This window comes from Acidipila rosea (genome assembly GCF_004339725.1).
Classification (GTDB): Bacteria; Acidobacteriota; Terriglobia; order Terriglobales; family Acidobacteriaceae; genus Acidipila; species Acidipila rosea.
Genome location: NZ_SMGK01000001.1, coordinates 338,265 through 360,406 on the forward strand (window position 1 = coordinate 338,265; position 22,142 = coordinate 360,406).

Consider the following 22,142-nt stretch of genomic DNA (forward strand, 5'->3'; position numbering starts at 1 on the left):
AAGATTAAAAAAAAAGGTCAGTTGAGGTGTGAGTCAGCGAGTGTCCGCAAGAGAGCTTTCAACCGCTGTAACAGCACGCTGTCGTCGCTGCGCCTCGATGGTCCTGGCAGCTGCCTCAGCCTGCTTTGCGGCCGCCAGATCGCCGGCTTTTCGATAGAGTCGGAAGAGTTGGTAGTGGAGACTGCCATCTTCGTCTGCAGGAAGCGCGAGCTTCAACTCCGCGATGGCGGCGGCGGTGTCACCTTCTTCGGCGTCGATCTTACCCAGCAGCGCGTGGACACGCAGAAGCAGTTCAGGTGGGGCGGAGAGGCTCTGGTGAAGGTATGGTTTCGCCAGATCGTAGTGATGCTGTGCTACCAGTCCTTCGGCCATCAGAAGATTCAGTTGTGCATCATCAGGATGATCGGCCAGCCCTGCCTGCGCTGCTGCAATGGTTTCTTCGAATTGGCCTTCCGACAGATAGACTGCAGCGATTCCCAAATGCGCGGCTGGGTCGTGAGGATCGATCGCGAGTGCCTTCTGATACTGCAGCAGCGCATTGTCCGGCTGTCGCTGTCTGCGATATAGATCGCCCACCATGTCGCTGGTCGCAGCAGAGTGTGGCGCCAGTTGCTCAAAGCGTGACAATGCTGCGACTGCTATACGCTCATTGGCCTTAACCGACCAGTAGAGCCCTACTGGGTCAGTGGGTGCGGAGATCAGAAGGTGCGAAGCTTTCTCTGCGCATAGATCGAACTGTGCATGCCAGAAGGCGCAGGCTGCCTGTTCGCGAAAGGCATCCGTGGTCTTGAGAAGTAGTGTGCCCGTGTCAGCTGCAGGGCATCTCACCTGGGCGGAAACCCTGCTTTTTTGCTTCAGCTGTGGCAGCAGCCGCTGGAGCGAAGCAGCAGTATCTGCGGAAAGAGCGAACACTGCGGGATTTAGAAGCTCCTGTCTCACGGTCTCTGCTAACAGCTCAGCCTGCTCCGGAGATGCCGTGGCGACTGCGTTCTGATAGATGTTCTCCGCTTCGGTCCGCCGACCTTGCGCTAAGAGATCGTCGGCATAGAGTGCGCGTGCCCAAAGACTTGCTGCGTCTTTGTTGGCCAGTATCCGCCCATCTTTCTCGATCAACGCCAATGCTGTTACCCCGCGCCCAAACCACGCCGCCGGTTGAGAAGGACTCACTTCCGTTGCTTGTTTATAGGCGGCAGCGGCCTTCCCAGGCTCGTGTATTGCTTCATAGGCGCTTCCAAGAGTAAGCAGTATTTCGATGTCATCTGGCCGCATTGCATGAGCTTTCTTCAGGGGTGGCAGCCCCATCTCCGGTTTGCCTGTTTCCAGATATGCCTTACCAAGAAACAGCATCGGGGTAATAAGCTGCGGTTTAAGCGCGAGGGCCTGAAGGAAGCTGACAATCGCCTGGGGCTTCTGGCCAGCAAGGTATTCCATGAGTCCTCGATTGGCCCATAGTTCAGCCACAGTTCCATCGAGCGAGGTTGCGTGGGCATAGTCTGCCGCAGCAGTGGCATACTGGCCGGACGATTGTTCCGCCTGGGCGCGGGAGAGGACATCGTCCAGGCTGCCTGCCTGCGCGTGCAGGCAGGCAGCCATCGACAGCAGTAGCGCCGTAAGAAGGAGCGAAACACCATGCAGGGAGTTCCGAAAGGGAAGAGGCATCGAATCACCAGTAGAGTTTCATTGCGAACTGAATACTGCGTGAGCCAAAGGCCTGTCGAATAGTTCCATAAGATCCGTCCGTGATGTTGGTGTCAGGTGCATAAAAGTTTGGATGATTGAAGATGTTGTAGAACTCGGCTCTGCCCTGCAGCCGGATTTCCTTCGGGAAGTACCAGAACTTCTCTGCTGCCATGTCCCAGTTATCGTAGCCCGGGGCGCGAAGGTTGGATAAATATCGCGGAGTGTTGCCGAAGGTGTAGGGCGCAGCTGGGGCGAATGCAGCCGTGTTAAACCACTCGTTGATCGTACGGTGTGCGATATGCGGGTTGCCAACCATATCCGGCCGCTGATTCCCGCCGAAGAGGTTTGAGTTGCCTCCACCCGTCATTCCCAGAGGAATGCCGGACTTGAAGCTGCTGATGCCTGACACCTGCCAGCCTCCCACAACTGCATCGGCTGCGGCAGGCAAGTGGGCTCCAAACCTTCTTCCTTTACCTACAGGAAGCTCATAGATGTAATTAACGACGAGGCTGTGCGGAGTATCGCCACCATCGACCGACTTCTCTGCTGCGAGATTGTAGTAGTTCCTTACGCCCTGGTTGCCGACAACTGCCCAATCATTTGTTCCTGAGACGTTATCGAGAAACTTCGAATAGGTGTAGGAAACCAGCAGGTTAAGCCCGTTATGAAAGCGGTGATTATAGTCTGCCAGCATTGCGTTATACAGCGAAAAGCCGACGGGCGCCTGCGGTTCATCGACGCTGCAGTACTGGTTGTAGGGCTGCAGGGCCTGTCCTTTGGGAATCGTGGGCTGATTCAGCCCGCATCCACTGTTTGTTATATGTCCGTAATAAGGGTTAGCGACCTGTTGAAGCAGCGCGTCTCCCTGAGACAGATAAGATGGATTGAGTTCGCTGTGGTAGAAGTTACTCAATAACAGATGGGTGCCGTGATTGCCTACGTAGCTCAGGGTCAGGACGTCGTTGTTGGTGAAGGCGTATTCTGCGCCAAGCGAATATTGCTGCACATAGGGGGAGTGCCGATTGCTCGGGACTGCAGTTGTTGAGAGGCCTACATCCTGCAGGCCGCCGAGCGATCTTCCAGTTGGAGCGATAAGCCCGGTCGGAAATGGATCGCTCAGCGTGGTGAAGGGAGTCAAGCCGCCATCGATGCTGCCCGTGTATGGGGTGGTTTGACTGAAGCCCGGATTGTATCCCCCGCCAAAGTATTGGGGTGCAAAGAAGATTCCATAGCCGCCACGCAGGACGAGTCGCTGAGTTGCCTGCTCTGTAAAACCCAGCCGCGGGGCGACGTTTGTGTAGGAGGTATTGTAAAGGCCGCGCCGATTGCCATTTCCGTTATAGACCAGTTCTCCCGGAATGGTTGTGCCAATCTCGCTGCTGATTGGATTGGAAGCGTTGAAGTTGAAATAGGCCTGGCGATTCCCGCGCTCTGTGGGAGGTTGTTGCCACTCATATCTCAAGCCAAGATTCAAAGTCAGTGTTCGAGTCGCTCGCCAATTGTCCTGGCCGTAGAAACCCCAGTATTTTTTCGTAATGGCTGGGTTGAAGTTGTTTGCTGTTGATCCACTTCCTGCAGTGCCCAGCAGAAGAGAGGCATAACCAAATCCTGTGTTCGCTGCAGACTGGCTCGGATTTGGACCGGCTGTAAAACCATGATCAAACGAGAATGTCGTACTCGGCAGATTCGTGCTGTTGTTCTGCATGAGTGCGCCCATGAAGCCGAAGGAGAGATCGTGCTGCCCCGCAGTTCTGGTGAGATCGGCATTGGCGCTGCCAACATTGCGGAACGCAGCACCCTGATTTCCTTGTACCGGTCCAAGCGAGGCCTGCCCTTCTGCATTGATGATGGGGAAGATCGGCGAATTTGCGTTGAGGGAAGCGGGTAGCCCCACGGATGACTGGTCAAACGGATATCCCTGGGAATTGGATACCTCAGCCCAGCGACTGAGACCGACGTTTGCGCTGATGGCGGTATTTGCATTGAAAATATGGCTCAGTCCAGTGACAAAGCTGAAGCGGTTGTTGGGCCTCACATTGCCAGGGCCACCTGGATCGTTGGCCCCATAGAAGGCGGGCGAGTTGGTCTTTGATTCATACTTCTGCGCCCACCGTCCGTATATGCGCGTGGCGTCGCTGATGTTGTGGTCGATGCGGACCAGGTACTCGTCTGACGACGCAGGAGCGGAGGCACTTGCCGCGAAATTATTCGCCAGCCCGTCATTGGTGGGCGCAGGGTAAAACTTAGACAAAGCGGTTGCAACGGGATTGATTGCGCTCTGGAGTTGGTTATTCTGAAACGGATCACGGATGTACCCGGACGCAGTCGCGATCCGTCCTGTCGAGGGGTCCAACTGGCCTGCGGTGATGGCGCGCGTGGTAAACGGATTGTAGAGTTGTCCGCTCAGGATTGGACGGCCGAGCGCATCCGTTCCAATCTGACCGCCCAGCAGGGCAGAGAAATCGCCGGTTCGGAAGGCAGCCGTCGGAATCGTAGCGGTGAATGTTGCGGGGGTACTCTGGCGCAGTCCTTCATAAAGGGCGAAGAAGAAGGTTTTCTGGCGCTGCTCATAGAGCTTTGGGATATAGAGCGGGCCGCCGGCCGAAGCGCCAAACTGGTTGCGTCGAAACGACGGCTTCGGTAGTCCATTGAAGTCATTAAAGTAAGAGTTCGCGTCAAGTTTGTCATTCCGCAGGAACTCGTACATGTCGCCGTGAAAGTCGCTGCTGCCGGACTTGGTGACTACGTTGATGACATTGCCGGTGCTGAAGCCGTATTGCGCGGTAAACGAGTTTGTCTGGATCTTGAACTCCTCCACGCTATCGACTGACGGGACGTAGACGACTGCGCCCCAGTCGGAAGCAGTATCCCAGATTCCATCCAGCAGAAAGGCGGTGGTGCCAAAGAATCCACCGCCGAAGTTCAGGAACGAGATGTCCTGGTCGGCTGTGTCCTGCGTGCCGCCGCCGTTTACCTTCTGCGATTCGGTTGAGTTCTGGACGGAGGAGTTAAGGGTGGCAAGTCCATAGACATTCCGCAGGTTGAGGGGCAGGTCGAGCACCTGCTTGGAAGTGATCTCGGCAGAGAGATTCGCATCACTGGTATTCAGCAGGGGTGCCTGGCTGCTGACGACAACCTGTTCCGTTTCTGAACCGACTGCGAGTTGGAGGGTTTGAACTGCAGTTTGCCCGGGAAGCAGGCCAATGCCTTGCTGGGTGTAGGTCTTGAAACCCTTGGATACTACTTTGAGATTGTAGGTGGCGGGTGGCAGTAGACGGATTGCAAAATCGCCCGCAGCATCGGTAAGGATCATGCGGGAGATTCCGTTATCCTGACCAACCAGGGTTACTTTGGCTCCGGATATGACGGCACCTGCGCTATCGGTCACGGTGCCCTTCAAGGTTGCAGTCGTCGTCTGGTCCTGCGCGTGAAGCGATACACAGGCATACAGGAACAGGAGCAGAAGCCCCAGCATTTGGCTTCGGCAGGTCATCCTTTTTGTCACGTTAGTCTCCTGAAAATTCGGCAGGCGGCCGGTTGCCTAGGGAGAATGCTGTTAACTCGCTGGATAACGGGGAGGCTCCGGCAGCCAATGACATCTGGCAGGGCGTGAGCTTCTGCTGGCAAGGTGGCTTACGGTATCTCACGCCGACAAATCGATTCGAGCGTTGCTTTACAGTAGTTTAGGCAGGGGGTAACATACGTTTCGCTACTACTCTTAACAGCGAAGCTGAGGATGATTTGCAAACGTCACCAGATCTGAAGCCGGGACGGGAGTCCGGCACAACCTCGGAGAGCGGATACGCTGATCCCGCGGCGATCCAGATCGCCCTGGACAATATATTGCAGAGTAAACATTTCCGAACGAGTCGGCAGTGCACCGATCTACTCCGCTATATCGTTCTCCACTCGCTTCGGCAGGAGGACGCTTCACTCAAGGAGCGGGTAATAGGCACGGAGGTCTTTGGGCGATCACCGGCTTATGACACCGGCGAAGATCCAGTCGTTCGCGTTCGTGCAGCGGATACCCGTAAGCGGCTGGCCCAGTATTACCAAGACAGAGAACACGGGCTGGTTTCGTGGCAGATTGAGCTTCAGCCCGGCTCTTATCGTGCGACGTTTCGACGTGAGCAGCCGCCGGAGATCATACCCGCGCCCGATTGCGAGCCGGCGGTGATGCACTCAGTGGTTGCGTCGGTGGCGGACAGCCGGAATCTTTCTCGCCCGCTGATGGCATCAGCTCTGCTACTGGTTGTGGCTTTCGCCGCGATCCTTGGCTTCGGCCTTACCAGAAAGTCGCCACAGCAGCTTTTCTGGGCTCCAGTCACCCAGGCCAAGCAGCCAATCTTGCTTTATCTGGGTTCCAATGCGGCCTATATCTTTACGCCGGACTATCTTGCCCGCTACCGGGCTGCACACGACATTCCCAATAATGGTCCCGAGTTCTTTGTTAGTCTGCCGCCCGATTCGTCGATTCGCGCCAGCGATATAGTAGCCGCTCCTGACACATTCGTGACGGTGGGCGATCTCGCTGCAACCGTGCAGACCACCACATTGCTGAATGAATGGAGTAAGCCATTCATTCTCAGGTCTGGACGCGATGTGGCCTTCGGCGATCTACGTAATCGTCCGAGCATCTTCATAGGCGGATTCAACAATCCCTGGACGCTCGAGGTGACGAGCGATCTGCCCTTCAGCTTCAAGCAAGGAACGAACATAGAGGAAAAGAACCCTCCCAGGCGTGTGTGGAGTATGAAGCCGCGTGCCGGAAGCTCCACGGATGACTATGCACTCATCTCGCGTCTGATTGTTTCAAAAACGGGCGGCTCTAACATTACCATCGCGGGTATCGGGGAATTCGGCACGCAGGCCGCCGCCGAGTTTGTGTCGAATCCCGACAAGATGAAGGATCTGTTGAAGTCTGCTCCTAGTGGATGGGAAAACAAGAATATGCAGGCAGTCCTTCACATCAAAGTAGTAGGGTATGCTCCAGTAGCTGTCGAGGTTGTCGCCACTGCTTACTGGTGAATTGAGGGTGTCTTAGGCGGCGGATCAACGATAGGCGTTGAATGTGTGGCAGGAGCCTCAGCCGGGTTCGCGCGCTTCCTGCGCTATCCGGTATATTTGGTTCAGGCATGTCATCAGGAGCGTTCGCCGAAACCGTTCTCATCCACTTCTCCGGACATGATGCTCCGGGGCTCACCGCTGAACTTACTGCTATCCTTGCCCGCCACGACGTCAGCATCCTTGATATTGGTCAGGCTGTCGTCTATGAAGCCGTGTCACTTGGAATCCTCATAGGGGTTCCTAGCGGCGGCAGCTTCGTGGTGCTCAAGGAGGAGTTGGTCAGCCATGCCAACCACCTTGGCCTCCAGGCGCGCTTCACGAATATTCCGCAGGATGCGCTTCAACACTGGCTCCATGGATTGAGCCGGAGCCATTTCATCATTACCGTGCTCGGGCGCGCGATTACTGCGCAGCACCTCTCGCGAGTGAGCGCGATCATTGCTGCGCATGGCATGAATGTGGATCGGATCGATCGCCTGTCGGGTCAGCTCTCGCCAAGTGCCAGCCCGGCGAATGCCTGCGTCGAGCTCGCGGTCAGCGGCGAGCCGTCGCGCGAGGTTTCCATGCGGGCAGACTTCCTGGCGGCTGCCCATGATCTCTGCATCGACATTGCATTTCAGCGCGAGAGCATCTTCCGCCGCAATCGCCGGCTCTTCGCCTTTGACATGGACTCTACCTTGATTCAGGGCGAAGTCATCGACGAACTAGCAAAGATTGCTGGAGTGGGCGATCGCGTTGTTCAGATTACAGAAGCGGCCATGCGCGGGGAGATAGGCTTTGACGAAAGCTTTACTCGTCGCGTCGCTCTCTTGCAAGGGCTCCGCGCCGAGAGTGTCTACAACCTGCTGGGTACCATTCCGCTGGTCGAGGGCGCCGAGCGGCTGATCCGAACGCTTAAACTGCTCGGCTACAAGACGGCCATCCTTTCCGGCGGCTTCACTTTCTTCGCGCGCCATCTTCAGGAGCGTCTCGGCATAGATTACATACACTCGAATGAACTGGAAATCGTCGACGGCGCGGTAACCGGGCGTGTGCTTCCTCCTATTGTCAATGGAGCCCGGAAGGCCGAACTCCTCAAGCAGATTGCATGCCGTGAAGGTATCTCACTTGAGCAGGTCGTAGCGGTTGGCGATGGAGCAAACGACATTCCCATGCTGAACCTGGCGGGTATGGGGATTGCCTTTCGCGCTAAACCTCTTGTCCGCCAGAATACGGACCACTCCCTCTCCTGCCTGGGGCTGGATGGGCTGCTGTACCTGATTGGAGTTCGCGACCGGGACCTGCAGCCTGATGAGACACCGGTCTAATCGCAGGCATACCTGATTGCGGTATGCCTAGCACCGCAGCCGTCTTTCGCCGTGGGCTGTCGCTATACTAAATTTTTCGCGTACAGCAACTAGAAGACTGCTGGCGCGTTCCAGGAGACTTGTGACTCTTTATAGCCGGTCGGTTGCGCGCATGCGCTGTGCTGTTGTTCTGTCTTCCATTGGCGCAATCCTGTTCACCTGTGGCGTGGAGGCAAAGGCCCAGCAGACTATCAGCGTTCCTACGCTGCACCTGCCGCAACCGTTCCTGCCGTTGCAGCGCTATGGGCCGTACAACGCGCACATCCTGGTTGGAGGGCGCGGGCTTACGAAGACCTTGCCGGCGAAGGACCCGATTCTTAACCCCACGACTCCGTGGACTCTTTCGGCGTGGATTGAATTCGCGCCGATTTCTCCGTCTTCCGCTCTGATAGCGGGAGTGGGCGATCCGTCTGCGGAGGATTCGCGTTTCTTCGCGCTTGTGGAGGGAAGGCCTGCCTTTCGTGCAGGAAAGGCGGATCTGCTGCTGTCTGCTGCGCCATTTTCCACCAAGGGTTGGCACTTTCTCGCTGCTACTTTCGACGGGTCCACGACTCATTTCTATGTGGACGGCGTGGAGCAGGCATCCGGGGCGCTGCGTACGGCAGCCATCGCCCCGGAGCTGGTGATGGCTCCGGTCGAGGCTTCGTGCGCGAAGCTGCCGTGCCCCCACTTCGGCGGACGCATCGCGCAGTTTACGCTTGCGCGCGGTGTATCGTCGCCCGACCAGATTGCAGCCCTGGCGCACGAAAAGCCGGACCCTGAGCTGATTGAGTTTGAGGAGGGTTCGAAGCCGTGGGCGGTGCAGGTGGTGCAGTACACCGGCAACACTGCGCCGCAGGAGCCGTGGACGATGCCGCAACGCAATGCTCCTTTCAGTAAGCCGCTGGCTGCTGCATTGCCGCCTGCGCAAACTACGCTCGCAGCGGATGCGCCCGGAGACTGGGTACTGCGCGGAGGCTGGAAGCTGGCCGAAGCACCGAAGGTTTCGGCTACTCCGGAAGCTGTTTCCACAGCAGGATTCGATACGGCAGCATGGATGCCGGCGACTGTCCCAGGCACAGTGTTGACGACCATGATCGATCGGGGCCGCTACCCTGACCCCGACTACGGCCTCAATAATTTGGACATTCCTGAAAGGCTGAACAAGCAGGACTACTGGTATCGTGCGGAGTTTGTAGCGCCGAAGAAGAATGGTAGCTCGCATGTGTCGCTGGTGCTGGACGGGATCAACTATCACGCTGAAGTCTGGTTGAATGGTCAGCACCTGGGCGCGATGACCGGTGCGTTTACGCGTGGAGTGTTTGATGTAAGCAAGGTGCTGCATGGCGACGGGAAAAATGCGCTGGCCATCCGCATCTCGCCCGTGCCGCATCCGGGCATTCCCAATGTACAGTCCATCATTCTAGGTTCGGGCCTGAATGGCGGGGCGATGGAACTGGATGGCCCGACGTTTGTTGCATCGGAAGGGTGGGATTGGAACCCTCCCATGCACGATCGCGATACGGGACTGTGGCAGAATGTTCACCTGATTGCGACAGGGCCTGTGTCCATTGGTGATCAGCAGGTCGTTACACATCTTCCTCTGCCAGATATTACGCAGGCGGATGTGACTCTGAATGTACCGTTAAACAATGCGACGGATAAGCCCGTTGAGGGTACTCTGACCGCTTCATTTGAAGGGTGCGAGGTGCGGAAGCGCGTTACCGTCCTCCCGGGTGGAGCAACCATCCAGTTAACGCCAAAGGAGTTTGCGGCGTTGCATCTTGAGCACCCGAGGCTGTGGTGGCCGAACGGATACGGAAAGCCGGAGCTCTATCATCTGACCACAACCTTCACGACTGAGGGCGCAGCGCCAGTTGTGAAGAAATTGCAATTCGGAGTGCGTGAAGTTTCCTATGAGATCAGCCTGCTCGATAACGAGGGTGCACTGCGTCGTGTGGACTATGACCCCACCGTCGGCCGCAGTGAAGCAAAGCCGCAGGTAGACGTCACTCATGAAGGCATGCGACAGGTTCCGGATGGATGGGCAGCGTCCATAGCAGCGGGTAAAGATGGGTCGCCGGCTTTCCATACGGTGAATGACACCCGCGCAACCCCGTACCTCACCATCAAGGTAAATGGCGTGCGTATCGCGGTACGCGGTGGGAGCTGGGGCATGGATGACTCGCGCAAGCGAGTCTCCCGCGGGCGGCTCGAGCCCTTCTTCCGCTACGATCGTGACGCGAACCTCAATATCATTCGCAACTGGCAAGGGCAGAATACAGAAGATGTCTTCTATGACCTGGCCGATGAATATGGAATGCTGGTCTGGAATGACTTCTGGGAAGTCACGATGGACTCGAATGCTGAAGCGGAAGATCCGCAACTCTTCCTGGCAAACGCCAAGGATACGATTCTGCGCTATCGCAATCATCCATCCATCGTGATGTGGTGCGGACGGAATGAAGGCGTGCCGCAGCCCATCATTAACAAGGGACTCATTGCACTGACGCACTCGCTGGATGGCACGCGGTATTACTCCCCGTCTTCGAATCAGGTGAACTTGCAACCCAGCGGGCCGTATTCTTATGAAGATCCGGCGGATTACTACACGAAGCTGGACCGAGGATTCGCAGTAGAAGTCGGAACTCCTTCCCTGCCAACGCTCGAATGGTTTGATCGCTGGATTCCCAAAGTTGATCGCTGGCCCATCACGGACGACTGGGCATATCACAACTGGCATCCCCATGATGAGTTGAACCAGCACATGGCAGCGCAGTTCGGGATGGCCGGCAGTCTCAAGGACTACGTGCGGCAAGCGCAGATGATGAACTATGTCGACTACCGCGCCATCTTTGAAGGGTTTAATGCGCACCTATGGGCGCCGAACAGCGGGCGTCTCCTGTGGATGACGCAGCCCTCGTGGCCGAGTATGATCTGGGGCATTCTCACCTCGGATTACGATACCCAGGCCTCCTACTATGGGACGAAGAAAGCGTGCGAGCCGGTCCATGTGCAGCTTGAGCTTGCGACGAATGATGTCCAGGTGATCAATACCACTCGTGAGCCTCTGCACCAGGTGAAGGTGGAAGCTGACATCTACGCGCTCAATGGGAAGTTGCTGCTGCATCGCGATGCAACGCTCGATGCGGCGACTGATGATGTGACGCGCGCCATGCATGTAGACCTCGCACCGCTGATGGGAGATACGACAGTATTTGTGCATCTGGCGCTGCACGCAGAGGATGGCGCGTTGCTGTCGCAGAATTTCTATTGGCGCGCTGCGTCCGACGCCGGCTATCGAGCGCTCAATGATCTGGCTCCTGCGCATGTCACACTTTCGGCTCACAGCGTTTCAGGGGTAGAACCAGAGCATGGGCGGAGGATAGAAGTTCAGCTCAAGAATACGAGTGCGGTTGCTGCGCTGAACACAAAGCTGGTAACCATGAGTGCGGCTGATGGTTCCGAAATACTTCCGGCATTTTACAGCGACAACTATATCTCGCTCTTGCCGGGTGAAGAGCGCACGGTGACGATTGACCTGCCCGATGCAAATCCAGCTCATGCGCTCAGCCTGAAGATTCGCGGCTGGAATGTAGTTGAGACGGCGGTGAATCTCACTGAGTAAGTGCATAGCTGGCTTCAGGGCCTGAGCAAGATAGGCCCGATGCAGAATGACTATGTACGTCGTGGGCGTGAATGTTCGCTAAGGAGTAGCCCTAGGGAGCTTCCACGCGAACATTACGCCGCCTCCGCTGGTTAGTACGTATTGTTGGCCGTCGAGTTCATAAGTAATGGGAGAGCTGCCAATGCCTGCTCCAGAGCCGGCATGCCAGAGCGTTCTCCCGTTGGCAGTATTCAAGGCAAGAAAGTTTCCGTGAGCGTCCCCGGTAAAGGTCAAACCGGATGCGGTCGTCAAGACACCCGCACCTGATCCACCCTGACCAACTTCGTGACTCCACCTGATTTTGCCTGTCTGATAATCAATGGCCTCGATGACCCCCTTGCCCCACAGGCTGTAATCCGCACCTGCCCATCCATAAGCGCCATCTGCGGGCTTAGCGAAGTAAATGCTCCAGCTGGGATGGGCATCGACAATAAACAAGCCGGTAGTTGGATCGAAGCTGGGCGCACGAAAGTTCGTGAGGCCGCCTTCATCGGGGGCGATCAGGCGGCCGTCAGGAGCTGGCTCTTTTGCAGGATTGGGAATAGGCCGTCCCTGCTTGTCGATGCCGAGAGCCCAGTTGACCGGACCGAAAGGCACAGTTAACAGGCTTTTGCCGTTAGTCCTGTCTACCACAAAGAAATAGCCGTTACGCGAAGCCTGCATCAGCATTTTTCGCTGGCGACCGTGAAAGACTCCATCGACCAGCACAGGAGTCTCAACCGCATCCCAATCGTGAGTATCATGCGGCGAAGGCTGGAACGCCCAAACCAGTTTGCCTGTATCAGGGTTGAGAGCAACGATGCTGCAGGTGTAAAGGTTGTCGCCCGGGCGCGTAGAGCCATTAAGAACCGGGGTAGGATTACCGGTTCCCCAATAGATGAGGTGAAGGTCGGGATCGTATGTCCCAGCCATCCAGGTGGTGCCTCCCGTCGCAGTGTTCGGAGTGCCGGCAGGAGGAGTTACATTCCACTGCCACTGTGTTTTCCCCGTCTCTGGATCAACGGACCGAACAAAGGTGAGCAGATTGTCGAGATCGCCCCCCACTCCGACGATTACGTGGTTGCCCACCACAAGGGGCGCCATGGTGGTCCAGTAACCCTTCTCTACATCTGCGATTTGTACAATCCAGCGGACCTTTCCGTCTTTGATGTCGAGAGAAACGAGGTGCGCATCAGGAGAGGTGAAGAACACCGAATCCTTGTAGATGCCAACTCCTCGCTGGCCGATGTGATCCCCTTTGTTGGGCGGATAGGTGTAGTGCCAGAGTTGATGGCCCGAACGTGCATCGATCGCCCAGACGTTGTCAGGAAGGGTGAAGTACAACACCCCATCGACTAACAAGGGCGAAGATTTGATGGTAGCGGATTTGTTCGTCTGAAATGCCCAGGCAAGAGTGAGCCTGTTTACATTGGTTGGAGTGATCTGCGTCAAGCTGCTATGGCGGCGGCCGGAGTAATCACCGTTATAGCTTGGCCAGCTGTCGGGCGGCGGATTGAGCAGGGTTGCCGTGTTGAGACTCTGCGCAGGAAGCGCGGACGTACAAGTGCTCCAAATCACTGCACTCACAACAATGAAAAGTACATTTTTCATGAACTTCATATAGATTTGCGAATCCCTCAGCAGAAGCATGTATATCAGAATCGGCTGACTTGTACCGCTTCCTTCTCCGGCATTTTCTAAATAGCTGCGGCGCAGATGCTGCGGGGTCTGCTCTTCCCCAGCAGATGTATCTTGTATGCCGTAGCTGTTCTCCTGCCGTATTGAATGGAGCGATAAATTATTCATTCCAATATGGTTAGGGAAAGTATCTATTTTCTATTGACCACAAAATATGACGCGTGCCAAAAATACCATCTAGGCAGGTTTTTGTTGATAATAAAGGTCTATGTCGAAGCGTGAATTTCAAACTGAAGTCAGTCAGCTGCTGCAGCTGATTATCCATTCTCTCTATTCTCATCCTGAGATATTTCTCCGGGAACTTATCTCGAACTCCTCTGACGCGCTGGATAAACTTCGTCATCTAACGCTGACAGACGATGCTTATAAGACTCTTCCGTTCGACCCGCGTATCGATCTGGAACTGGATGAGGAAAACAAAACCCTCACCATTGCAGACACCGGCATCGGGATGAATGAAGAGGATCTGATTGCTCATCTAGGTACGATCGCGCGCTCCGGTACAAAGAACTTTCTCGCGCAGCTATCGGGCGACGCCCGAAAGGATTCCAATCTCATTGGGCAGTTCGGCGTGGGCTTCTACAGCGCTTTCATGGTTGCTGACCGCGTTGAAGTCATCTCGCGCAAGGCGGGGGAAGAACAGGCCTGGCGCTGGGTGAGTGATGGCAAGTCGGGCTTCGATATTGAAGCCGCAGAGCGTTCGGTTGCAGGCACCACTGTTCTGCTGCACCTTAATGAGGAAGGCAGGCAATATGCCAACAGCTGGCGACTGCAGGAGATCGTCAAGAAATATTCCAACCACATCGCCTTTCCCATCTTCCTCACCTATGACAAGAGCGAATGGAACGAAGCAGAGAAGAAGTCGGAGAAGATTCGCACGACTGAACAGGTGAATGCCGCCAGCGCTCTGTGGCGTCGCTCAAAGAATGAACTGAAGGAGGATGACTACAAGGAGTTCTACAAGTCCATCACGGGCGACTCAGAAGACCCACTTTTCTGGTTCCATACCAAAGCTGAAGGTAGTCTGGAGTACACGACTCTGTTCTACGTGCCGTCGAAGGCTCCGTTTGATCTCTACCAATCCGAGTATCGGACGGGTGTGAAGCTATATGTGAAGCGCGTCTTCATTATGGATGACGCCAAGGAGCTCTTGCCGCAGTACCTGCGTTTTGTGCGCGGCGTCATCGATAGCGAAGATCTTCCCCTGAACGTCAGTCGTGAGATTCTGCAGCAGAATCGAGTACTCACAAGCATACGAACTGCCAGCGTAAAGAAGATACTTTCCGAACTGAAGAACATTGCCGCAAATCAGCCGGAACAGTATCTGAAGTTCGTCGCTGAATATAACCGTCCCCTTAAAGAGGGGCTGTACAGCGACTTCGCCAATAGGGAGACGCTGCTCGACCTTATCCGCTTCAAGTCCACAAAGGTGGAAGGCCTGACCAGCCTCGCCGACGTGAAATCGAGGATGAAGGAAGGGCAGAAGAGTATTTACTACATCACGGGCGGTGCAGAATCCCTGCTCCGGACTTCACCTCTTCTCGAAATTTATAAAAAGAAGGGTATGGAAGTTCTCATCCTTGATGATGAGATCGATGAGATTGTTTTCTCAGGCGTAGACAAATATGACGACATCGAACTGAAGGCCGTCAATAAGAGTTCCACAAACGAAGATCTGAAGGATGAGGCGGAACCAGACAAGACTGAAGCCCTCAAGCCGCTGATCGACAAGCTCAAAATTTCACTCGGGGACCGGGTGAAAGAGGTGCGTGCATCTGTGCGGCTTGCGGACAGTCCCTCCTGCATTGTCACAGACGAGGAGGAACCATCTATCAAGATGCAACAGATGCTGCGAGCTATGGGGCAAAAGGATATTCCTGCGCCAAAGCCTACCCTTGAGATCAATCCAGATCACGAGATCGTCAGCAAGCTTCTTGCACGTGGCGACGACCCCATCGTTGAAGATGCTGCGTGGCTTCTTCTAGACCAGGCACTTCTGTTGGAAGGTGTACCGCTGCAAGATCCAGCCAGCTTTGTTCAGCGACTTAACCGAATCCTGAATCTTTCCATTTAGCTTTTACCGGGCATGGCTGCGCTATGCGCAGCCATGCCGCGAGCCCTGATCGATCTGCCGACCTATCAAACCACTGCTATCAAAGAAATGTGCAACTGCAAATGTGTTTAGTTTGTCTTCCATTTCGCAGTTGCACGCCCTATTACCGGGGATGGCGGTGAATCGTGCTGATTTATTTCTAAGTTACATCAAGCTCGAAATGCGACTGAGTTGCGAATGAAGTGCGCGGCAGGACGATGCTGTCGCCTGTAATTTTCCCCGCGGAAGCATTCTGCAGCGGCTTTCTGTTCTCCGGATGAATATGGATCACAACGTCCGCCGTGAAGCCTTTCGAAACATCGAGCACAACCTTCCAATGGCGGTCGGAGAGGGCTGTGGTCGTCCAACTCACGGAACCAAAACGGGTAGGGCACTTGGCGACGGAGATCGTCTTTCCGGCTACAAACCAATGTTTTGGCGCTGCTTTTTGCAAATGGCATATATCCATGTCGGACTCTTCGTAGCACAAAAGCCAGCGGAGGCCGAGCGTGGGCTGAAGTGTACTGTTGATCACCGAGGCCCAGCCATAACGGCTTCCTTCGCCTGGAAAGCTGCCAGGGATGAAAGCATCCTCCGGAGCATAACAGTTGCCGGAGTCTGCGGCATAGCAGACGAGTGCGTAAAGGTTAAGTAGAAAAGGACGGTAATCCTGCTGACGGATTTTCACTGCCAGGCTGCCGTGATCCATGAAGTTGGACGTGCGCGCCTCAGCGCCATCAGTATGCAGGCCGATGATCTGCATGCCCGCCAGTTCGCGATGCCGAAGATGGCCGAGGTCCAACTCGGGCACTCCCCAGTCGGCAAGAAACCAGTCATGCATAAAGCGATGATTTTCGTAGCTGGAAAGATCTTTGGGACGGTGGTCGATATCGTCGGGAGTAAATGGCGTAATATCGGCTGCCTTCATGTCCGGGGCGCGTAGCGCAAGTGTTGCCGCGAGGGAGGTCTGAATGTTGGCGCGCATCTCCTTGGCTAGTGCCTCATAGTGTGTGGCACCAGCGCCCAGGGCTTGATCACCGCTGATGTCACTGGCAAGCCGCAGGCATCGTGCATGTTCTGTGAGGCCACGCCAAATCCATGCTGAGTTCTGGTAGTAAAGGGGATGTGATTTGGGAAAGTCATTGTTCGGATCCCCCAGGTCGGCTTCCGGAGATCCGTAGATAAGGCCATAGCGCCGGTCGCCGGGTGCGAACGTCTGCTTGCTGTACTCGTAGCGTGCCAGGGCAAACGCAATCATTCGCTCCAGAATGGGGAGGCGCTTGCGAAGAGCTTCGAGATTGCGAGTGTAGTGGTAGGAGCGTGCAGAGTTTGCGAGGAAGATTCCGATATTCAGCGGCGCCTCGACCTGGTCCTGGGTGTTATAGAGGAAGTCGCCATTAGGCAGTACATATTTATCGAGGTAATACTGGAAGTAGACGTCAGCATCGCCGGTGAGATTCCATAGCTGATGCGCCCATATGAACTCATACTGAGCCACGGGAAAAAGAGCATGGCTTCGCTCCGGGATCTTCGTATAAGCTCCCTCCCCGATCTGATAAGTAGGCTCAAGCCCCCTGTAACTGCAACGCGAAAGCGTGATGCCTGCCCGCGCAGCATTCAGCAGCCACTCATCCGGAATCTTTACAGGCATAGTGCTTTCATACATTGACGACCAGCGATTCCAGATGCCTGCCAGTTCCGAGTAAAAAGATTGCGGTGTGCAATTCCAGTAGCGATCGAGATAAAAGTGGCCATCGGCATCCTTGGTGATCGAGTGATGACTGCCCGCATACTGTGCGATCTGATCTTCAGGAATCATTGATCGGACGCGGCCCAGTGGCGTAGCGTCCGCGCCCGGGGGAAGCAGAAGCATCGTTTCGTAACCGCATTCGTAGCGGGGATTCCACACCCCGATATCCGCCACCGGAAGATAGCCGCCCAGGAGCGTGCGTTTGCTGTACCCATGCGTATATTCGTAGATCTGCGGATTTTCTCCGGGAAGCAGAGAGGCAGGATCAAAGTATGCTCCGACTTGATCCTGTTCCCATGTTCCGGCCCCGCTTGGCTTATCAGCGATCTCCCGCGAGGTGCCATCGGCCTCCAGATACAGTGATGCCTGTGGGCCTCCCTGTTCATTCGCTACCAGCGTCCAACCGATATATTCAGCTCCGAGCGCTGCAACGTTCTCATAACTGGGGTCCTCTGATGAGTTCAGTAGATAGAGCCCGGTCACGTCCGGTCCAGGAACATAATGCGAGGCGCGCTCCAGCTTCACTCCATGGGGAGTGCTTGTCTGCCTTGGGCGAATTTGCGCGACGCTGCCAATGTATTTTGGAATCCATGCGATGGTGCCTTGCCGCTCTGTGACGTAGGCAATGGCGCCGCGATGTGTGGCATGCTTTTCAAAGACGGCAGTCTCAACACCATTCATTCCGACAATAGTGATTAGCCGCCATCCCTCAAGCACCTCGCCAGGCTGGAGAGTGACCGATCGTGCACCGAGCCTTGCCGTAAGTCCGTTGTAGCTGATTGCGGTCACTGAAGGGACAGCGCGGAGTGCTTCCTCCTCGCCGGGTAACAGCAGCGAGTAATCGTTCAAAATGCGACCTGGCGTGTAGTTGTTCTTGGGAAGCGCAGCAGGGTTTTCCGCAAACAAGTCCAATGCCGGGTGAAAGGTGCACCCGGCTCCGGTTATGGCGAGCAACTTCAGAAAGTCACGGCGTTCCAGCAAATGTGGTCTCCGGTAGGAATCGTGCGAGATTTATGGTTGGAAACTTCGGGGGAAGTTTGCCGTCAAGCTCGGTTCAGTGTCACGCCCTGGAGTGCATCAGGTCTATAGTCCACCCGGGCTATATAAGGTCTCTACTACTCTTTCTCGCTGCTATTCGTCTACAGAGATAAGTCCCCGCTGGATGGCTGTGGTTGCGGCCTCAGTACGATCTGAAACCTCCAGCTTCTCAATAATGCTATTGACATGGTTCTTTACGGTATTGCCGCTGATGCCGAGCACGTGCCCGATCTGCTTGTTGGTGAGACCTTTGGAGAGCATCTTCAATATCTCCAACTCTCTCGAAGTGAGGTTGGTTCGCATCATGCGCTCGGCAAGGCGTGCAGCAATATCCCGAGGGATGAAGCGCTTGCCAGAATGAACTGCTTTGATAGCCTCCACCATCCCTTTCAGGGAAGTGTCTTTCAGCAGATACCCCTGGGCGCCAGCCTGGACTGCGCTGTAAATATCTTCATCAGTTTCAAAGCTGGTGAGGATGATGACCCGCGCATTGTAACCAGCCCGTTTCATTCCCAGGATGGTCTCCACACCGCTCATGCCAGGCATGCGCAGGTCGAGCAGTACGACATCTGCCCCGCTTCGCGCGATTGTGTCGAGTGCGGCTTCTCCGCTCGGTGCAGCAGTGATGATCTCGAATTCGAGTTGAGTGCCTAACATGCTCGTCAATCCGGCACGCACTACCGGGTGATCATCGACGATAAGGATGCGGATTGGATTTACTGCCGACTGTGACATTGCGAGTGTGCTCCATCAGATAATTCCATAAAAAGGCCGGCCAGGAAGTCATGGTAAGGCGAGGCATCAATGGGGCTGTCACAGTTACGAGCGTTCCTGCGCCCTTATTGCTGCTGATCTCCAGGCTGGCGGAGATGCTGGATGCGCGTTTGCGCATGCCCTGAACACCAAAGCCCTGCGTCTGCTCTCCCGCTGTAAAACCGGAGCCGTCGTCACCAATGAGCAGGCGCACTCCGCTCTTCTGGTATTCGAGGTTAATCGTAATACTTGTCGGCCGCCCATGGCGCACTGCGTTCGCTACGGCCTCCTGCCCGATGCGGTAGAGAGCATCTGCAACGCGTAGAGGGAGCTGGCGAATGTCTCCCGCCGACTGGGTAACGACCTTCACAGTCCCGCCCTCTACCAGCCTGCGTGCGCAGTGAGACAACGCCGTTAAAAGGCCTTGCGATTCAAGCTGCTGAGGGCGAAGCATATCGATGGTTCGCCTCGCTTCAGCGTGACTGTGTCGAACCAACTCGCTCGCGAGATCCAACTGATGGTGAACCTTGGCCAGGCCCTCCGGCATGCCAATTCGTATGGCCTCCAGCTGAAAACCGATGCCGGCCACGCTCTGCGCGAGGGTGTCATGCATCTCGTAGGCCAGGTGCTCGCGCTCTTCCGCCACAGCTTGCAAACGGAGATTGTCAATGCGGTGATAGATAAAATTGGCAATCAGCGTCAGGATCAGAAGGCCAATTGCGATGGCCACCAGATGTCTAGCCGTCCACCACGGCGGCCCCGCAAGTACATCTACGTCGTCGCTTGACCGCACGAGCACAGCAAAGGGGGTGGCTCCCTGAGTATAGGTGGGATCGACGACCGAGACACCGCGAAGCCGCAGGATGCTATCGGGCCGCAACCGGCTATAGAGGTAGCTGCCGCGGCCGCGTTTGATGATGGCGCGAAAGGCCTGCGGTCCTGAATTGAACTGCAATAGCAGAGTGTCATCGCGTCCGTATTCCTTTCGGAGCAGACGCCCGGTAATCTCGACGAATGTTGCGTCGAAGGCACCTGTAGCAGCCTGTGACGCAGTGACGGAGACAGCAGGCATCGGAGTGCCCTCCCACAGAATGCGCACAGTCGCGTTCTCCAGGGTAGAGCTGAAAGCATTTGCCTGCACTTCGCCGGTGACTTCTACCTCATCGCCCACCTTGAGAGGCTGTGGCTGCGCCTGCTGCACCGCTACGCCACCTGTAGAATCCTGCACAAAGAGCGCGGGCGAGTTGAGGATCACAATTCCTCGGACTGTCGCCTTCGTGGGTTTGGCGAGCGAAGCCAGCCGAAGGCTGCTAATTGGCTGCGTGTTTGGACTCGATGGCAGCGCCTGCGGCCGATTGTCTGCCGGGGGCGCAAGCGAAACGCCTTGAGCCGGCAGATCTGCAATGGAATACTGCGCATGTGAACTCTGCTGTGTATGTTCCAGCGCAAGCATCTGGTCGAAATCGTGCTTGGTGGCCGCCTTAACGACAACATTGCGCCACACGCCGCCAGATGAGTAAGACCGCAAGCCAACCCTGCCGGACCGGATACAATCCTCATCCGTAATAGAAGCAACGGTAAGGTCCGGCTGCTGCAGCAGGCGCGCAGAAGCTACCAGTTGGCATCCATAAGCCAGCAGTTTGAGGTGATACCATCGCGAGGCCTGGACTGCCAACCCGCGGGGCCTGAGCGGGAAGTTGACCTCGGAATAACCGTAGTCTGCGCGGCCCAGAGTGAGTACGTTGTCAATGGTTCGCAGGCCGGCATAATAGCCGTGGTATGCGTCGACGCCTTCCTCTTCATCGCTGGAGCGGATAACGAGACCGGCATCGCCACCGAGACCGAGCAGCATTACATCCGCCTCGATCGAATAGTTCTGCCAATGCTTGGAACCGGTTAGTAATTTAGCCCCGCGTTCGTCGGAGTCATTGCGCATGGCTCCATTCACCAATTCCCAGGTGCCACCGAAAGCGGTCCACTCGTCTGCTGAGCCTGCTGCAAAGGAGTCCCGGTAGGGAAGCCCATGAGTGGGGCTTCGCTGATATGCAATCAGGCCCAGTGTTGCGATGACAAGCGCTGCAACCACTCCGAAAGAAATCAACTTCTTCCGTCCAGTCAGATTGAGGGTCATGGGCCTACGCTCCATTTCCAGCGCATGGGGGCTGGACGCCAGTCCATGGATGTCATTTTCCGAACTGCCTGAGAGTTCGCATTCTCTCGGGTGACAAGAGTGGGCTGAAATTGCATGGTCGCCGGAATAGTCTCATTTCGAGGACCTGCAAGAATGATGTCTACGGCTTCAGCGCCCATTCTGCGCGTATCCTGCACAATGTAGGAATCCATGCTGGGATTGTCAAACGTCAATGCGTCCGGGTCGAATGCAATTACCCGCGGGTGCTCCGAGGCAACAATTGCGATGGCGGAGAGTGCTCCATGAGTCGATGTGGAAGTTAGCGCGACGATCGCGTCCAAATCAGGATGTGCCTTGAGTGTTTCTTCGGCTACCTGCTGTTCATGAGGCACGTTGAAGGAGCCCATCTGATTCGCCACTACGCGAATGTTCGGATAGTGTTCCGACAGATAATGCTCCAGGCTGCGTGCGCGCTCCATGATGCCCGTGATGTCGGGGTCGATCCCTAAGACTGCGATCGTTCCTCTACCGTGCAATATTGTGCCTAGTCGCTGGGCTGCGATATGTCCTCCTGCCACCTCGTCATTCAGAATGTAGTGCAAGCGGCCGCCGGGTGGAATCGCGAGTGGTGAGCCTACGATGACGGTCTGGAGGCCGCGGGCGATAGCCCTTCGCACAGGAGTGATTAAGGCGAGTGCGTGGTCAGGAGCCAGAATCAGCCCTTGATAATCTCCGCTGGACACGCTTTCTACAATCGCAATCTGCCCCTGAATATCATCTTCGCGTGTTGGCGCATTCCAGTAGATTTTGGCGCCATGGGCGACAGCCGCTGACATCGCGCCCGCGTGCTCGGGCTCCCACAGCATTGTGCCGGATGTCCGCGGAATGACAGCTATGTTGATCACTGACTTCCGATGGCAGCTGGAGAGCATCAACCCGCCAAGGCACCCAAGAAGGATGTA

General features: G+C 55.9%; 11 protein-coding genes. 4 read left to right on the top strand and 7 right to left on the bottom strand.

Going from position 1 to position 22,142, the window contains the following annotated elements:
* Positions 1–33: 33 nt before the first annotated feature.
* Together C7378_RS01430 and C7378_RS01435 are read right to left on the bottom strand one after the other, a co-directional pair.
* Entirely contained in the window at positions 34–1,659 is a 1,626-nt protein-coding gene (locus C7378_RS01430) for a tetratricopeptide repeat protein (RefSeq protein ID WP_131990970.1), read from the bottom strand.
* A 4-nt stretch (positions 1,660–1,663) separates the two neighbouring features.
* Positions 1,664–5,155 carry a TonB-dependent receptor gene (locus tag C7378_RS01435; protein ID WP_165876581.1) on the bottom strand — a complete coding sequence of 1,164 codons (3,492 nt, stop codon included), beginning with the start codon at positions 5,153–5,155 and terminating at the stop codon, positions 1,664–1,666.
* Between the two features lie 266 nt (positions 5,156–5,421).
* Between C7378_RS01435 and C7378_RS01440 the strand changes: the two genes are divergently transcribed.
* The 3 genes from C7378_RS01440 (at position 5,422) to C7378_RS01450 (ending at position 11,700) form a co-directional block, all read left to right on the top strand.
* Positions 5,422–6,708, top strand: coding sequence for a hypothetical protein (locus C7378_RS01440; protein WP_131990974.1), 1,287 nt, complete (start codon positions 5,422–5,424; stop codon positions 6,706–6,708).
* Positions 6,709–6,815: 107 nt separating this feature from the next.
* Complete coding sequence (gene serB, locus C7378_RS01445) at positions 6,816–8,054, top strand: phosphoserine phosphatase SerB (protein ID WP_131990976.1); 1,239 nt, start codon at positions 6,816–6,818, stop codon at positions 8,052–8,054.
* A gap of 121 nt (positions 8,055–8,175) precedes the next feature.
* Complete coding sequence (locus C7378_RS01450; RefSeq protein ID WP_243647983.1) at positions 8,176–11,700, top strand: glycosyl hydrolase 2 galactose-binding domain-containing protein; 3,525 nt, start codon at positions 8,176–8,178, stop codon at positions 11,698–11,700.
* Between the two features lie 78 nt (positions 11,701–11,778).
* Here the strand turns inward: C7378_RS01450 and C7378_RS01455 are convergent, their stop codons facing one another.
* The gene (locus C7378_RS01455) at positions 11,779–13,329 is read right to left on the bottom strand and encodes an acido-empty-quinoprotein group A (protein ID WP_243647984.1); all 1,551 of its coding nucleotides are present in this window, start codon (positions 13,327–13,329) and stop codon (positions 11,779–11,781) included.
* 295 nt (positions 13,330–13,624) lie between these two features.
* Here C7378_RS01455 and htpG point away from each other — a divergent pair, with 295 nt between their 5' ends.
* Entirely contained in the window at positions 13,625–15,490 is a 1,866-nt protein-coding gene (htpG, locus tag C7378_RS01460; RefSeq protein WP_131990980.1) for a molecular chaperone HtpG, read from the top strand.
* Positions 15,491–15,668: 178 nt separating this feature from the next.
* Here the strand turns inward: htpG and C7378_RS01465 are convergent, their stop codons facing one another.
* The 4 genes from C7378_RS01465 to C7378_RS01480 form a co-directional block, all read right to left on the bottom strand.
* Positions 15,669–18,239 (bottom strand): hypothetical protein, encoded by a 2,571-nt coding sequence (locus C7378_RS01465; protein ID WP_243647985.1) that lies wholly within the window; start codon positions 18,237–18,239, stop codon positions 15,669–15,671.
* Between the two features lie 150 nt (positions 18,240–18,389).
* A complete protein-coding gene (locus tag C7378_RS01470; protein ID WP_131990982.1) occupies positions 18,390–19,031 on the bottom strand; it encodes a response regulator in 642 nt (213 codons plus the stop codon).
* Complete coding sequence (locus tag C7378_RS01475) at positions 18,985–21,180, bottom strand: histidine kinase (RefSeq protein WP_165876582.1); 2,196 nt, start codon at positions 21,178–21,180, stop codon at positions 18,985–18,987. Before C7378_RS01475 ends, C7378_RS01470 begins: the two co-directional genes overlap by 47 nt.
* The gene (locus C7378_RS01480; protein WP_165876583.1) at positions 21,177–22,085 is read right to left on the bottom strand and encodes a substrate-binding domain-containing protein; all 909 of its coding nucleotides are present in this window, start codon (positions 22,083–22,085) and stop codon (positions 21,177–21,179) included. The genes C7378_RS01475 and C7378_RS01480 overlap by 4 nt, the downstream gene beginning before the upstream one ends.
* Between the last annotated feature and the right edge of the window lie 57 nt (positions 22,086–22,142).